Origin of the sequence: Rhizobium sp. CB3171 (genome assembly GCF_029714265.1) — a bacterium.
Classification (GTDB): Bacteria; Pseudomonadota; Alphaproteobacteria; order Rhizobiales; family Rhizobiaceae; genus Rhizobium.
Window position 1 is genome coordinate 1,008,859 of record NZ_CP121653.1, and the last position, 14,910, is coordinate 1,023,768.

Annotated in this window: 10 protein-coding genes and 2 pseudogenes; 5 read left to right on the forward strand and 7 right to left on the reverse strand. The window is 60.2% G+C overall.

Going from position 1 to position 14,910, the window contains the following annotated elements; genetic code table 11:
- Positions 1 to 28 precede the first annotated feature (28 nt).
- Positions 29 to 904: an arginase family protein gene (locus QA648_RS23975; protein WP_104826807.1), complete on the forward strand. Its 876-nt coding sequence runs from the start codon at positions 29 to 31 to the stop codon at positions 902 to 904.
- A 31-nt stretch (positions 905 to 935) separates the two neighbouring features.
- On the opposite strand, the gene QA648_RS23980 is transcribed toward QA648_RS23975, so the two are convergent.
- Positions 936 to 2,120 (reverse strand): DUF1501 domain-containing protein, encoded by a 1,185-nt coding sequence (locus tag QA648_RS23980; RefSeq protein WP_283053955.1) that lies wholly within the window; start codon positions 2,118 to 2,120, stop codon positions 936 to 938.
- A 17-nt stretch (positions 2,121 to 2,137) separates the two neighbouring features.
- Positions 2,138 to 3,648: pseudogene (locus tag QA648_RS23985) on the reverse strand (DUF1800 family protein).
- 253 nt (positions 3,649 to 3,901) lie between these two features.
- Between QA648_RS23985 and QA648_RS23990 the strand changes: the two are divergent.
- The gene (locus QA648_RS23990) at positions 3,902 to 4,114 is read left to right on the forward strand and encodes a hypothetical protein (protein WP_104826804.1); all 213 of its coding nucleotides are present in this window, start codon (positions 3,902 to 3,904) and stop codon (positions 4,112 to 4,114) included.
- A 107-nt stretch (positions 4,115 to 4,221) separates the two neighbouring features.
- On the opposite strand, the gene QA648_RS23995 is transcribed toward QA648_RS23990, so the two are convergent.
- The gene (locus tag QA648_RS23995; protein ID WP_260305125.1) at positions 4,222 to 5,133 is read right to left on the reverse strand and encodes a dihydrodipicolinate synthase family protein; all 912 of its coding nucleotides are present in this window, start codon (positions 5,131 to 5,133) and stop codon (positions 4,222 to 4,224) included.
- A gap of 151 nt (positions 5,134 to 5,284) precedes the next feature.
- Between QA648_RS23995 and QA648_RS24000 the strand changes: the two genes are divergently transcribed.
- From QA648_RS24000 to QA648_RS24010, 3 genes and pseudogenes are all read left to right on the forward strand, one after another.
- Complete coding sequence (locus QA648_RS24000) at positions 5,285 to 5,989, forward strand: GntR family transcriptional regulator (RefSeq protein WP_283053956.1); 705 nt, start codon at positions 5,285 to 5,287, stop codon at positions 5,987 to 5,989.
- Positions 5,990 to 6,073: 84 nt separating this feature from the next.
- Positions 6,074 to 7,216 carry a Xaa-Pro peptidase family protein gene (locus tag QA648_RS24005; protein ID WP_283053957.1) on the forward strand — a complete coding sequence of 381 codons (1,143 nt, stop codon included), beginning with the start codon at positions 6,074 to 6,076 and terminating at the stop codon, positions 7,214 to 7,216.
- Between the two features lie 214 nt (positions 7,217 to 7,430).
- Positions 7,431 to 9,080: pseudogene (locus QA648_RS24010) on the forward strand (PAS domain S-box protein); the annotation flags it as partial.
- 22 nt (positions 9,081 to 9,102) lie between these two features.
- On the opposite strand, the gene QA648_RS24015 reads toward QA648_RS24010, so the two are convergent.
- The 4 genes from QA648_RS24015 to QA648_RS24030 form a co-directional block, all read right to left on the reverse strand.
- Positions 9,103 to 9,816, reverse strand: a complete 714-nt coding sequence (locus tag QA648_RS24015) for a DUF899 family protein (protein ID WP_283053958.1) — start codon at positions 9,814 to 9,816, stop codon at positions 9,103 to 9,105.
- Between the two features lie 132 nt (positions 9,817 to 9,948).
- Positions 9,949 to 10,584: a J domain-containing protein gene (locus QA648_RS24020; RefSeq protein WP_283053959.1), complete on the reverse strand. Its 636-nt coding sequence runs from the start codon at positions 10,582 to 10,584 to the stop codon at positions 9,949 to 9,951.
- A 226-nt stretch (positions 10,585 to 10,810) separates the two neighbouring features.
- A complete protein-coding gene (locus tag QA648_RS24025; RefSeq protein ID WP_283053960.1) occupies positions 10,811 to 12,964 on the reverse strand; it encodes a GGDEF and EAL domain-containing protein in 2,154 nt (717 codons plus the stop codon).
- Between the two features lie 295 nt (positions 12,965 to 13,259).
- A complete protein-coding gene (locus QA648_RS24030; RefSeq protein ID WP_283053961.1) occupies positions 13,260 to 14,765 on the reverse strand; it encodes a DegQ family serine endoprotease in 1,506 nt (501 codons plus the stop codon).
- Between the last annotated feature and the right edge of the window lie 145 nt (positions 14,766 to 14,910).

Consider the following 14,910-nt stretch of genomic DNA (forward strand, 5'->3'; position numbering starts at 1 on the left):
GCTCCACGAACAGAGCTCGGAGCAACAAATGAGTACGAAAACTCTGCGTTTGCACATCCCCCAATGGCAAGGGGGAAATTTGGAAGCCTATCATTTCGGGGCACAGTTGCTGGCGTGGCTTGCCCCGGCGGCCGCAGGGCCGGTCGCGACGGTCGAAGTGCCGGAGCCCGATGGTTCCGAACTTCCTCTCGAAGACGGCATCGTCGCGCGGAGTGCATTGCTTCGGCAACTGGATTCGACAGACCAGATCCTCAGGAAGGAAATGCCCGACAGGATTGTCGTTCTGGGTGGCGACTGCCTTGTCGATCTCGCCCCGTTCGCATACCTCAATGAGCGGTATGAGGGCGATTTGGCCGTGCTTTGGGTCGATGCTCATCCCGATGTGATGACGCCAAAGCATTTCGTGCATGCGCACGCGATGGTTCTGGGCAATTTGATGGGAGAGGGCGATCCGGATTTCACGAATAGGGTGGCCCGGCCGGTCAAGCCTGAGAAGGTGATGTATGCAGGGCTCTACGATATGTCGCCTGAGGAATGGGAGATCGTTGAAAGGCTGGGGCTCAGCATGGCGACGCCGTCCCAATTGATCGACACCAGCCAACCGGTGATCGAATGGCTTCGTTCGACGGGCGCCCGGCATGTTGCCATCCATTTTGACCTCGATGTCATCGATCCCGTCCAGTTCCGTTCCCTCAACTTCGCGATGCCGAATGCACCTTCAGACGCGTTCGAGGGAGTTCCACGAGGTAGAATGACCATTGCCCAAGTGGTTCGTCTTTTGAACGACGTAGCCAGAGAGGTGGACGTGGTGGGGCTTGGAATTACCGAACACCTGCCATGGGACGCTATCGCCATCAGAGACATGCTGAGAGCGCTTCCACTGATCGGGGAAGGTCGCGCCTGAGAAGATGGGAATCGAACCGTCAGCGGAGGAATTACACCTTCAGGAACTGTGAGGACTTGTCGAAGCTTAGGCCCGGAAAGATCTTCGAATTGAGGTCGTCGGCGCCGACATCCAACTGCCGGTAAAGCATGGCGGCGGCTATCTCGCGCACGTCTGCGGTGGGCATCAGGTCGCGGTTCTCGAAGAGGTGCTCGTCCTTAATTCCCGGCCATTTTCCGAGTACGCGGCCGCCATTGATGGCGCCGCCCGCCAGCAGGCAGCAACCGCCGGTGCCATGGTCGGTGCCGCCCGAGCCGTTCTGGCGGACCGTGCGGCCGAATTCGGTCATCGCCAGAACCACCGTCGTCTTCCATGCGTCCGGGCCGAGCGTGCGCTTCAATGTCAACACCGCCTGCGTCAGGTCCCCAGCCGCCTTGCGGAATTGGGCTGCCTGCTGCACATGAGTGTCCCAGCCGTTGATGGAGAAGCTGGCGATGCGGTATTCGCGCAGCAGCATCCCGGCGGCAAGCGCTGCGACATCGGCTATCTGTTCGCCATGTTTGGCGCCCGGCGCCTCGCCCATCTTCGCCGATTGGTCGGCGCGCATCGCCTCATCCATCGCCTTGGCGAAAGCGGGATCGTTGGCATAAAGGCGTGTCAGGAACTGCATCTCATCCGCACCCATGCCCAAACCGGAATCCGAGGCCCAGACGTCGACCGTATTGGGGCCTGACAGGATCAATTCGGTCGAGGTGTTGATGTCGATCGCCTTATGCGCGGTCGAGCGCGCGATGCTTCCGAGTGCGCGGTTCAGCCAGCCGGTCTTTTCCTCGGCGACGTGGCCGCCACCCGATTCCAGCATGTCCTGGCCGTCGAAATGGCTACGGGCGTCGCGATAAGGCGTCGAAACGGCATGGACGAAGGCAAGTTCTCGGGCCTTCCATAGCGGCAGTAGGTCCGCCGCCGCCGGATGCAGGCCGAAGAAGCCATCGAGATCAACAAGCCCGTTATCGGGAGCGATGGCGATATCCGGTCGCAAACCGGCGAAAGATGCCTCACCATAGGGCTGCACCAGATCGAGCCCGTCCATGGCGCCGCGCAGCACGATGGTCACGAAGCGGTTGTCTCCGGGCATGGCCGCAAAAGTCACCGGCGTAAAGATCGGCGCGGCCGCCAAGCAGCCGGCGGAAGCGAGGAAACCGCGGCGGGAAAGCGAGAAGGGCTTGTCGTTTGCCATCGGAATATTTCCTCGCTTTAACGACGATTGAATTCGGGCGAAGCAAGCGCGAGCGTCAGGCCCGTCATCTTGTTCGGCGCTTGCGTGACAACCCGGATCGTGTCGTCGCGAGCCGCGTCCGCCAGCGTCTCCTTGAGAAACTGCCTCGGATCATCCTGCTTGCCATAACGACCGATTGCGCGCCGCGCCCAGGAAATCCGTTCGGACAATTCCCCGGCATTGATCCAGGCGTCGAAACCCTCGGGAAAGCCGGCCGGACTGGGTGGCCGCCACACAGGTTGCCCCATGCGCTGCAACGCGTAGACGCCGAGACCGCGCGGCACATAGAAGGTCGCGTCGATCGCGGCCTGCCGGCGTTTTGCCTCCTGCGGATCCGGTGGGTTGGCTGTATTGTCGAGCGGGCCGGAGCTGTTGTCGGGCATAGGCGGATTGTCATCGACCATTGCCTGCCCGGCACCCTCGTCATCGGCAAGCGCATCGACGACTGCGCCCGCGGCCGCATTCCTCGGAAGATCGAGCGCCCGCAGGCCGGCTACGACAAAGTCGAAAGGCTGCCGGGCCTTGGCGGCTTCATTCGTCCAGGCGGCGGGATGATCGAGCATCGCGCCATAGACTGCCATCAGGTCACCATTCGTCTTTCGCCACATCTGGGTTGCGGCGGCGTATCGGAAATGAAGTGGACCGCGAGCTTGCGACTGATATGCGCCGCCGTTTTCGGGTTCAGCGCCAGATCGTCGAGCATCTGCAAGCAATCCCGCTCCGATCGCTGGGTTCGGCCATAGCTGACACCCAACACCCGATGGCTGCCGGGTTCGGCAATGGCCTTGCGGAAATCGACCTCGACCGCCTGCCGGTCGACGGTGATGCCTGTCAGCACCATGGCGGCCGCTCGCACATCGTCCTGCGTATAGCCGCTGCCGGCGCCCAGTGTGTGCAACTCCAGCAATTCGCGGGCGAGGTTTTCGTTCAGTCCCTTGTTGCGTTTGAGGCCGGCGGGAGAATCCGGGCCGAGCGATTGCGCCTGGTCGAGATAGATCAGCATTGCCGGATGTTGGGTAGCGCCGCGCAGCAGATCCGGAAACGTCCCGCCGATATGGGGCCGGATCGCCTCGGCCTCGAACAGGGGAACGATGAGTTTCATCGGTTGGGTTTTGTCGACACTCACCGAGAAATGATTTGTCCAGAAAGCGGCCAGCCGCTCGTAGAAGCCGTTCGGCGAGAAGACGGCCTGGGCGATGCGCGCATCGGCATCGCGCTGGTAGCTCTGCTGAAGTTCTTTGAAGACAGCCTTCTGCTCATCCCGCTTGGCAGCATCATCGATGTCGCTGCTGCGGATGTCGCGGAGACGGTCGGCCACATTGCGGATCGCCTGGCGGCGCGCATCGATGCCGCCCACCGGAAAAAGGCAGTTGCTGTCGGCCACGCGCATCGGGTCGAGCAACGCGTCCCTGTCGGCAGGTGGCGTTTCGCTCGGGCGAAAGCCGTAGCCGAACCGCAGTGCCGCCATGGTCTGAAATGAAAGGCTCATCGCTTGTCACCGCATCACCGATCCGGTGGTAGGCTCGCAGGCAATTGTGTCAGGAAAGTTCGGAAATTGTGGCCTTTTTCCGACATGGACAATTTGTAATTCACCTGCGGGAAACCGCGCCATCTGGCTATCGCTTAAATATCAATAATTTAACGCACACGGATAGATTGGGCACATTCTCCGCAAGCGTCGGATCCGTCGTAATTCCTCCTTAATTTCTCTTCTATCTGGCGAAGCGGAAAAGAGGTGAGCGATGGTCAAATTTATTCATCGGAACATGGCGCTGTTACTGGCAATGGCCATGACTGCGCTCGCCATAGCTATGTACAATACGATCTCCCTGCTGGTGAGACATCACCACACGGTACTGCATGACATCCGTCATGCGGCCTTCGTGCTTGTTGTCTTCGGGATTTTTTACGGAGTCGTGCGCTATATCCAGGCATTGCCGGAAGACGCCGATTAGAATTCCGTTTCGATCCGGTGACCGGCATCGTCGGCGCTGATCCAAGACACCTTTGAAAAAAGCCGGCAACCGCATATTTGCGATCGCCGGCCTCCGTATATTCGCTATCAGGCCGCCTGACGGGCCTTCGAGGGGCGCGTAGCGGCTGCCTTTTCGACCATGGCGGTGACTTCGGCGCGACGGGCGCCGGAGAGCGGCAGTCGCGGCATGCGGACGCGCTCGGAGCCACGGCCCATGATCTGCTCGGCGAGCTTGATCGACTGGACGAGATCATGCTCGGCGTCGAGATGCAGCAGGGGCATGAACCAGCGATAGATGCGGCGAGCCTCTTCCCAGTCGCCGCGCTCGGCAGCGGCAACAAGCTCTACGGATTCCTGCGGGAAGGCGCTGGTGAGGCCGGAAACCCAACCCTTAGCACCAAGCATCAGGCCTTCAAGCGCAACGTCGTCAAGGCCGGCGAAGATGTCGAAGCGATCGCCGAAAGCATTGATGAGGTCGGTAAAGCGGCGCGGATCCGGCGCGCTTTCCTTGACGGCCTTGATATTCGGCACCTCGGCGAGGGCCTGCAATACGTCGGCGCCGATATTGACGCGATAGGCCGGCGGGTTGTTGTAAAGCATGATCGGCAGTGAAGTTGCTTCTGCCACGGTACGGAAATGCGCGATCAGCTCCTCCGGCTTCGGGACATAGACCATGGCGGGCAGGAGCATTAGGCCGTCGGCGCCCAGCCTCTCGGCATCGCGCGCATAGGCGACGGCGCGGCGCGTATCGAATTCGGAAACGCCGGTGACGACCGGAACGCGGCCGTTCACCACTTCGACGGCCGCCTTTAGGATCGTGCGCTTCTCCTCCGGATCCAGCGAATTGTTCTCGCCGCAGGTTCCCATGACGATGAGGCCGTTGACGCCGTCATTGACGAGCGCGTCCTGAACGCGCTGCGTCGCCGCGAGATCCACGGAAAGATCCTCGTTGAATTGTGTCGTTACGGCGGGGAATACGCCCTTCCATCCTGTCGTCATTTTGGCTCCTCGATTGAAAGTACTTGTGTTATATACAAACTGTCGACAAGACTCAAGGATGGTTGTACGCGATATATGGGTCGATTGCCCACTGTTGCTGAAAACCGCCAAAACAAAATAGTAAGACGTTTGTTTCGAAGAAGGACATCGGATGGCGAACGAGCAGGAGAATGTGCGGGTGCGGGGCTCGGGCACGCAGAGCGTCTATGCCGCCCTGCGCAGGGAAATTCTGTCGATGACACTTGAACCGGGAAGCCCGCTTGACGAAGTTCGGCTTTCCGAGCGCTTCAAGATGTCGAGAACACCGATCCGCGAGGCGCTGCTTCGGCTTGCCGCGGAAGGGCTGGTGACGACACTCCCGAACCGCAACACGATCGTTGCGATGATCGACTTCGCCGGCTTGCCCACCTATTTCGAGGCGCTGACGCTGATGTATCGCGTGACGACGCGTGGGGCGGCGGGGCGGAAGGATGCCGATATTATGCAGCGCGTGCGCGCCCGGCAGAAAGAATTCGCCGATGCCGTAGCTGCTCGAGATGCCTTCGGCATGATCGAGGCGAACCGCGAATTTCATGTCGCCATCGCTGAACTTGCCGGCAATTCCTACTACACCACGTTTTTTGCACGGCTGCTGGACGAGGGTCGGCGCATCCTGCGTCTTTACTACTCGACCTTCGACGATCGCCTGCCGCGTCAATATGTGGACGAGCATGAGCAGATGATCGCCGCTATCGAGGCTGGCGATGTCGCCCGCGCCGACCGGCTGGCGATCGATCATGCAGCGCAGATCGTGCGCCAGATTCAGGAATACATCGCCCGCGACCTCGAACGTCCCCTTGCGATTGAGATTTCGTGATGCCTGCAGTCGCAGTCGTGTCCATTCAATAGCCGGCGTCGGCCGCTCGGGAGCCGAGCGCAACAGGAACTGGAAAACAACAAGATGACATGGTCCCATCCCGTCCCCCGCATCACCGATGACGAGAGGAAGCTCCGACTGGCACGACTGAGAGAGGCGCTGGAGGCAGAGGGAATCGCCGGCATGCTGCTCGGGTCGACGGAAAGCCTGCGCTATTTCACCGGTCTCGTCTGGCATCCGAGCGAACGGTTCCTTGGCGCGCTCGTCACACCAGCCGCACTCTATTACATCGTCCCGGGTTTCGAGCGCAGCCGCGTGGAAACGCTGCCTCATCTGCCTGGAGAAATCTTGGTGTGGGAGGAGGAAGAAAACAGTGCCGGGCTCGTGTCACGGCTGCTGGGTCAAGTCGGCTCGCTTGCACTGGACGATGAGCTGCCGCTTTTCTTTTACCACAGGCTCGCTGCGGCCTCTGACGCCGAAAGATTGAAGGATGGCGGTCAGATCATCCGGAGCCTGCGGCGCATCAAATCTCCAGCCGAGATCGCTCTCATTCAATACGCCATGAACCTGACGCTCAATATCCAGAAGCAGGCGCATGCGCTGATGAAACCAGGCGTCAAGGCTTCAGAGGTCGTCGACTTCATCGACCGGCAGCATCGCCAAGCCGGAGCAGACGGCGGCTCGACCTTCTGCATCGTTTCCTTCGGGGCGGCGACCTCCCTGCCGCATGGCGCCGAGGGCGACCAGACCCTTGCGGCAGGCGACGTCGTGCTTGTCGATACCGGCTGTCAGATCGACGGCTATCATTCCGATCTTACCCGGACCTATGTGCTCGAAAACCGCGATCGCGAATTCGAAGCGGCATGGGCGATCGAACGGGAAGCCCAACAAGCGGTCTTCGATGCAGCGAAGCTCGGCGCGCCCTGTTCGAGCCTCGACGATGCCGCGCGCCGGGTGCTTTCAAAACATGCCCTTGGCCCGGATTACCGTCTCCCAGGACTACCCCACCGCGCCGGCCACGGTCTCGGTCTGCAAATCCACGAGGAGCCCTATATCGTGCGCGGCAATGCAACACCGCTTGCCGCTGGCATGTGCTTCTCCAATGAACCCATGATCGTCTTTCCCGACAAATTCGGTATTCGGCTGGAAGATCATATCTATATGACGGCGGAAGGACCGCATTGGTTCACCGATCCCGCCAAGGGGCCGACCGAGCCGTTTTCGTAGTTGACGGACCGCGTTCGGAAAGGCTGACAGAAAACAACGCATCATATTTTCGTGACGGTCCGGTTGGCTTAACGGCGAACCGGATTGCGCCTCTATCACCTCGCTCGCTTGTAACTTTCGATTAGAAGTCCGCGCCTCAGCGGAACCAATCCGCGTTTCCGTAGTTTACCGGGCGGCTCGGAGACCGGAATGGCATCTGCGAAAGCGCCCCCCGGTCATCGATGCAATCAGAAGTGCGGAGAGCGACTTGTTGGGTTTTGAAAAGATTACGCGTGATTTTTCTGGACGAAAGAAAGCAGAAACAGAACTCAGGCGGAGTGAAGAACAGTTTCGCATTCTCGTTCAGGGTGTCGCGGATTACGCCATCTATATGCTCGATCCCCGAGGTTACGTCTCCAGTTGGAACCTCGGTGCGCAGCACATCAAGGGCTACTCGCAGCAAGAAATCCTCGGCCAGCATTTTTCCCAGTTCTATACGGAGGAAGACCGCGCGACGCAGCTTCCGTGGAAGGCGCTCGATATTGCCGCCAAAGAGGGCCGGTTTGAAAACGAAGGTTGGAGAGTCCGGAAGGACGGATCCCGGTTCTGGGCAAGCGTCGTCATCGATGCGCTTCGCGACGACGATGGAACGCTTCTGGGGTTTGCGAAGGTCACGCGCGACATCACCGAAAAGAGAGAGGCTCAGCGCAAGCTGGAACAGGTGCGTGAAGAATTGTTCCAGGCACAAAAGATGGAAGCGGTCGGCCAGCTAAGCGGGGGAATGGCTCACGATTTCAACAATTTACTGATGGCCGTGCTCGGAAGTCTTGAAATCGTGCGCAAGCGGACTGCTGACAATCCCGATATCACCCCGTTGATCGACAACGCCATCCAAGGTGCGCAGCGCGGTGCGGCGCTGACGCAACGCATGCTCGCCTTCTCTCGGCGTCAGGAGCTCAAGATCGAGCCGCTCGACGTGGTCGAACTGGTTCGCAATATGACCGGCCTGCTACAGCGCACGGTAGATCCGTCGATGACGATCGAAACGCATTTCCCCCTCAGCCTTCCAAGGGTGACCTCCGATCCGAACCAACTTGAGAACGCTCTTTTGAATCTCGTCGTGAATGCGCGCGACGCGATGCCAAAGGGCGGACGGCTCGTCATTGCCGCCGAACTTCGCAGCATTGCCAGGGACGAAGCGGACGGATCGAAAGCGGGGGCCTATGTATGCCTCTCCGTCAGGGACGAGGGAGAGGGGATGGACGAGGCGACGCTTGCCAATGCAACCACACCATTCTTCACGACCAAGGGCGTTGGCAAGGGAACAGGACTTGGCCTGCCCATGATCCAGGGATTGATGGCGCAATCTGGAGGCAAGCTGATCCTGAAATCGCGCAGGGGCGAGGGAACCACGGCCGAGCTATGGCTTCCCGTCACAGCGGAGACCGAGACGAGGAAGGATGAGCCGGCGATTGAAGCAGCGCCCGCGGCCGGAGGCTTGTTCAATATCCTGGCGGTGGACGACGACGTGCTGGTCCTGATGAACACGGCAATCATGCTGGAGGATCTCGGCCATACCGTGCTGCAGGCTCATTCAGCCGAGGAGGCGCTGAAGCTGCTCGAGGATCACAACGATATCCATATCGTCATCACCGATCACGCCATGCCGAGGATGACCGGTTCACAGCTCGCCGCGGCGATCGCCGAGCGGCGGCCGGGTTTGCCGATCATCCTTGCTACCGGATACGCCGAGCTTCCGGCGGGCAGCAACAACGATCTGCTCCGCCTGCCGAAGCCATTCAATCAGGGCCAACTTGCCGCGGTGATCACCAAAGCCGTGACCGAGACTCCAGTTGCCGGCATTGTGACTGCCGGCGAGGCATAGGCATCGCCGACGCAAGATCCGCTCAAGCATGTCCGTAGGTGAGCTTCGGATACCAATCTCTTGCCCGGCCTTCGGGTGTCATGTCGAGGACCGTCCAGAGCGGCATAAGATCGGGCGCGCCGCGTGGATCCTGACCGGGGTCGGCGGTGACCGGACCCATCTCCTCAGCCCAGAAATGCCGGATCGTTCCATCTCTGCGGGTAAAGACATTGACGGCGGCGTTGTCGTTGCCGTTGGCTCCGAGCGCACGGTAATCGCGGCTATATTCGCCGGTCGGGTCGGAATAGAGTGGCAAATTCTGCCAGCGGCGCTCTGTCTTGAAATCAAGCAGTCTCTCGATCGGCGACCGAGCGACGACGGCAATTGCCATTCGCTGTTCGATATCGAGTATTTCGCCCTCCAGCGCCGAAAGAAACGACGTGCACATCGGGCAGGGCCGCGACCGCTCCGGGCCGAACATGTAGCTGTAGATTAGCAGGGTTTCCTTATCATCGAACAAATCCTCGAAATTGACCGGACCGTCGGGGCTGATGAATTGATAGCGCTTCTTCACCATGCCGCCCGGCGGCAGCGCGCGCCGCTGCGCGGCGACACGCTCTATTTGCCGCCGAAGTTCGATTTCTTCTGCCAGCAGAGCATCTCGCGCCTGCCGGTATTCGCTGCTTTCGTTGGGAAATCTGGCACCGTTTTTTTGCGCCAGTTCTGCCGCAGGCGTGTATCCATCTTCGTTGATCATGATGTCCTCCCTTGTGCGATCGATGAGCCGATACTGGTCGTATGGCACCGTCGGAATTCGACCTGACGCGGGAGAAAACCCGGTTGCCGATCGAAAGTTCCAGCATTCAGCAGGGCATCGGGTTAACGGGAATCACTGGGCGGCGGAGCGGACCCCGGGGGTGTCATCCCATTCGACATCCGATATCGGCTCGTCGCTCTCGAGCATCGGCGCGTCCATGACATAGAGATAGCCGTCGAGCATGTCGCAGGCGCGTTCGGTGGCGTCGATCTTGGCCTCCGTTTCGCTGATCGCGGTCGCGATGGCCTTGATGCGGGCGCGCAGCATATGACCGACGACATCCTTGCCGGGGCGTTTTCCCAGACGATCCAAATGAAGGCGGATGCGGTCCGAATGACGCTCCAGCTCGCTTTTGCTGAAGTGTGCCTTGCGGATTTCTTCCAAAAGACTGGCGCGCATATGGGCGACCGGATCGAAGGTTCCGGGTTCGCGCTCGTCCAGAACCATATCTGTAATGAGCTTCTCGATGGCGACCAGGGCCTGCAAATCGACGGCGTCGGTGAGTTCGACGTCATAGCCGGTATCGTCGAACACCTTTCGGCGCACCGGGTCCAGAAGCAGCTCGTAGGCCTTCTGGAGCTGTCCGAAAGCATCGGTGTCGCCGCCGGAATCCGGATGCGCCGACTTCGCCCGCTTGCGATAGGCGGTCTTGATCTGCTCTTCGCCCGCATCGCGTCCGATGCCGAGAATCTCGTATGGATCGGTCACTCCAACTCCTGCTGCCGCTCAGCCCCGTCCAAAGTCCTGAAGCTCTTATGCCGTCGATGATCCCGGCAGAACGCAGCGCCTACCGGAGGACGGTTCGTATCCGTCCCCGCTTCTTCTCTATCATCACCGCGGCAGAGTTTGGACAAAAACTATGATGACGCGACGCAGAAACGTTCTTTCTGTTGAAAGCTGCCGGTCTCTAGAGGAAATTATTTGGACAAAGACTTCAGGACCGGCTCCGCATTATGCGCGTGACCTCTTCCGCCGGAATAGGCTTGCTGAACAAGTATCCCTGGATGGCATTACATCCGGCTTCCGACAGGAAGCGGGCTTGCTCTTTAGTCTCCACGCCTTCGGCGATCACGTCCAGTTCCAGCGATCGTGCAAGCGAGATGATCGCGGATGTGATCGCCATATCGTCGGCATCATCGGGAATATCGGCGATAAAGGACCGGTCGATCTTGAGGCGCGACAACGGGAAACGTTTCAGCGTGCTCAGGCTGGAATAGCCCGTACCGAAATCGTCGATGGCGAGACTGACGCCCAGGGCGTTAAGTTCGTGCATTTTCATGATCGCCCCCTGCACGTCGCGCATCAGAAGGCTTTCAGTGACCTCGATTTCGAGCCATTGCGGATCAAGGCCGCTCTCGGCGAGGGCTGCGGCCACCTGACGGGTCATGCCCTGTTCTTGGAACTGCCGAGCAGACATGTTGACGCCGATCTTCACGGGCGGCAGCCCCTGTTTCTGCCATTCTTTCGCCTGACCGCAGGCCTTACGCAGGACAGCCTCTCCAATCGGTACGATGAGGCCGGACTCCTCGGCGAGCGGAATGAAGTCTCCGGGGAAGACGAGCCCGTCAGTCGGATGGTTCCAGCGCACGAGCGCCTCCACGCCGATAATCTCGCCGGAGGTCATGTCCTTTTGCGGCTGGAAATGCAGGACGAATTCGTCGCGTTCGACCGCGCGTCTCAGCTCCTCCGATCGCCCGAGTTTCTGCCGTGCATTCTCGGCCAGTACCGGATCGAACACCTGGATACTGTTTCGGCCATTCTCCTTGGCGCGATACATCGCCATATCGGCGTTGGCAAACAATTCCTTGGCGGTCCTGCCATGTATGGCAAAGCTGGCCATGCCAATACTGCATGTGAGCTGCAGGTCCATTCCGGCCAAAGTAAGCGGCCGCGCCACGGCCTCGCGAATGCGCGTCAGCCACGGGACGAAGTCTTCGTCGGTCTGCTCGAGTGCCAGAATGAATTCGTCGCCGCCGATGCGCGATATCAGATTGTCTTGACCAATCTCCTCGGAGATCCGGTTCGCCACGATCTTGAGCAGCTTGTCGCCGGCCGCGTGACCGAGGCTGTCGTTCACGAGCTTGAAGTTGTCTATGTCGAGGAAGACGACCGCAACTTTCCTTGACGTTTCGTTGGCACGCCGCAGCATATCGTCGAGCTTTCGGTCGAGCAGCGTACGGTTTGGCAATCCGGTCAGGGCATCGTGCTCAGCAAGGAAGGTGATGCGCTCGGCATCGTAGTGACGGTCGATCGCGATACCGATCGTTTGTGCGACGCCCGTCAGAAACTCCCACAGACTCGCTTCATGGCAGGATACTTGGACGGCGAGCGCGCCGTGCTGTCCGCCGTCACCCGACGAGATTGCAAAGCGACGCCACGATGCCGGGTTGTCGAGGATATCTGCCGGCGAAATCGAAGCCGCGCGTGCCGACGGGGACGCCGCCGCCATATAAAATTCCTGGGCGCCTTCCTTGTGCAGGAGTACAGCGGCGGCAGTGCCGGGGATGACCTCTTCGAGCAGGTTTGCGACGTCACTGAGGAACGGGTCTAAGCGTACTCCCTTGGCGACCGCTTTGAGAAGCTGCGCCTGGGCCTTCATCAGGCTTTCCCCGCGTTTACGGGCCGTGATGTCCCGCGAGGCCCCAACGACGCCGATCACCTTTCCCGTTTTGTCCCTCAGCGGAACGCGCGACATCATCAGCCAGCCGTTGCCTCTCAGACGGCGTTCCTCGAAACCAAGATCGGGTTCACCGGTCTCCATGACGTGTCGCTCGATGGCAGCTATGGTCTCGGCTGCCGCCGAAGGATGGATATCGTAATCCGTCAGCCCAACCATATCCTCCACGCGCTCAAGTCCATTGTTCAAGACGATGGCCCTGTTGGCGAATAGGAAGCGGCCCTCCAGATCCTTTGCATAGATGTAGTCCGGCACATGGTTGATCATGGCCTCGAGCCAGTCGTAACGCTCGGCGAGACTGGGCTCTTGGGACTGCGGAAGCTCCTCCGCCGCGCGCCCGCGGGTAATCGGCTCTTCGGTATCCACCGGTACCGCGTCCACAATCTCTTCTCCGACTGCCGCCTTGCGCATGTTTCCCTCACAATCCACGCCACGCTACAGTGTGAGCAAATCGTTATGTATCAGTGAAAGACCGATTGTGGGAGTGTGACATGTCAGCCTTCTGTGGCGACATCGTAAACTATTGGTTGACAATAGTATTGTCGGTTAAAATTCCCCCTCGGTCGCGATAGCGCCGGCGCGAGCCTGCGCACTTTGCTGCGCTGTGATGTTGGGGAGTTGGGAATTGCGGACGCAATCGCGGGAAATAGATACGCCTCGCCTCCAGTGATGGAGACGAGGCGCGTTTGCCTTTCAGGAGAGATGCTTAGGCAGCCGAGAACGGCACTGCCACGAAGGTCTTGTCGCCGCCGCGTTCGATCAGCAGCAGAACCGACTTGCGGCCTGCTTTGCCGGCTTGTGCAACTGCGTTTTGGGCATCGTGGGCACTGTGGACCGGCTGATCGTTGACCGAGACGATGATGTCGCCCGCTTGGATGCCGGCAGCGGCGGCCGACTTATCGGGATTGACGCTGGCGACGACGGCACCTTCGACACCGTGCGGAAGGTTGAGCTGCTCGCGTAGATCCGGTGTCAGATTGGCGAGGCCGACGCCGATGCTCGGCTGATTGGATGGCTGGACCTTTCCGTCACCGCTGTCATTGGCAGCCTGCTTGCTGTCGTCATTGCCGCCGAGGGTGACGTTCACATCCATGCTCTTGCCATCGCGCCAGACCGTGAGCGAGCGCTTGTCGCCGGGAGCAAGATCGGCAACCAGGCGCGACAGATCCTTGGGCGACTTGACGGTCTCGCTACCGACGGCCGTAACGATATCGCCGGTCTTGATGCCGGCACGTGCAGCCGGCGTTCCGTCATTGACGCTGGCGACCAGAGCGCCCTGCGGCTGCGAAAGGCCGACGGCATCGGCAACATCGGCCGTCACGGGCTGAATGGCGACCCCGAGATAGCCGTGATCGATCGAGCCGTTCTTTTCAAGCTTGGCGACGATCGCCTTGGCTTGATCCGAAGGGATGGCGAAACCGACGCCGACGCTGCCGCCATTCGGCGAATAGATGGCGGTGTTGATGCCGACGACATTGCCGTCGCGGTCGACCAGCGGGCCGCCGGAATTGCCGTGATTGATCGGAGCGTCGATCTGGATGAAATCGTCATAGGGGCCGCTGTGCAGATCGCGGCCACGGGCCGAAACGATGCCAGCGGTGACAGTCGTGCCAATGCCGAAGGGATTGCCGATCGCCAGGATCTGGTCGCCGAGCTTCAATTTATCGGAGTCGCCCCAGGCCACGGTGGCGAGAGGCTTCGGCGCCTTGATCTTCAGGACAGCCAGATCGGATTTTGCGTCAGCGCCAAGGAGCTTGGCCGGTAGTTCGGTGCCGTCATCGAGCGTCACCTTGATATCCGTGGCATTCTGAATGACGTGGTTGTTGGTGACGATGACCCCGTCCGGGCTGATGAGGAAGCCGGAGCCGAGTGCCATGGCGCGCTGCGCCGGACGATGCTGCGGCGCCTCCTGCTGCGGGAAGGGGATGCCCTGGTTCTCGAAGAACTGGCGGAATTGCTCGTCCATCGGGGAGTCGCCGGCATCCGCGCTGGTATCGGTGACCTTCATCGTAGTGGTAACGGTGACGACTGCCGGCTTGTCGGCGTCGACGATCGGCGCGAAAGAGCCGCCAGGCGCGATGATGCCGCCAGGTTCGGCCGTCGCGGCAACGGCAGCGGGGGTGCTGAAGGCGAAGGGCAGGGCCCCTGCGCCGACTATGATGGCCGCTCCGACGATGGCAGCGGCGCGATGCTTGCGAAGTAGATTTGACATGGCAGATGTCCCTTACGAGATCGTTGGCGATATGGCGTCTTGGGTCCATGTCAGGGACCAGGCGTCGAACGGAGTGCCATTTCTATTCTTTCCGGGGAATCTCTATTATCCGAGTTTACTGCGGAGCTTGCAGTAGAAAAAAGAA

Bases quoted from the DNA above. Each gene is read 5' to 3' on its own strand.
- QA648_RS23975 (WP_104826807.1), top strand. From the start codon at position 29: ATGAGTACGAAAACTCTGCGTTTGCACATCCCCCAATGGCAAGGGGGA.
- QA648_RS23980 (WP_283053955.1), bottom strand. From the start codon at position 2,120: ATGGCAAACGACAAGCCCTTCTCGCTTTCCCGCCGCGGTTTCCTCGCT.
- QA648_RS23990 (WP_104826804.1), top strand. From the start codon at position 3,902: ATGGTCAAATTTATTCATCGGAACATGGCGCTGTTACTGGCAATGGCC.
- QA648_RS23995 (WP_260305125.1), bottom strand. From the start codon at position 5,133: ATGACGACAGGATGGAAGGGCGTATTCCCCGCCGTAACGACACAATTC.
- QA648_RS24000 (WP_283053956.1), top strand. From the start codon at position 5,285: ATGGCGAACGAGCAGGAGAATGTGCGGGTGCGGGGCTCGGGCACGCAG.
- QA648_RS24005 (WP_283053957.1), top strand. From the start codon at position 6,074: ATGACATGGTCCCATCCCGTCCCCCGCATCACCGATGACGAGAGGAAG.
- QA648_RS24015 (WP_283053958.1), bottom strand. From the start codon at position 9,816: ATGATCAACGAAGATGGATACACGCCTGCGGCAGAACTGGCGCAAAAA.
- QA648_RS24025 (WP_283053960.1), bottom strand. From the start codon at position 12,964: ATGCGCAAGGCGGCAGTCGGAGAAGAGATTGTGGACGCGGTACCGGTG.
- QA648_RS24030 (WP_283053961.1), bottom strand. From the start codon at position 14,765: ATGTCAAATCTACTTCGCAAGCATCGCGCCGCTGCCATCGTCGGAGCG.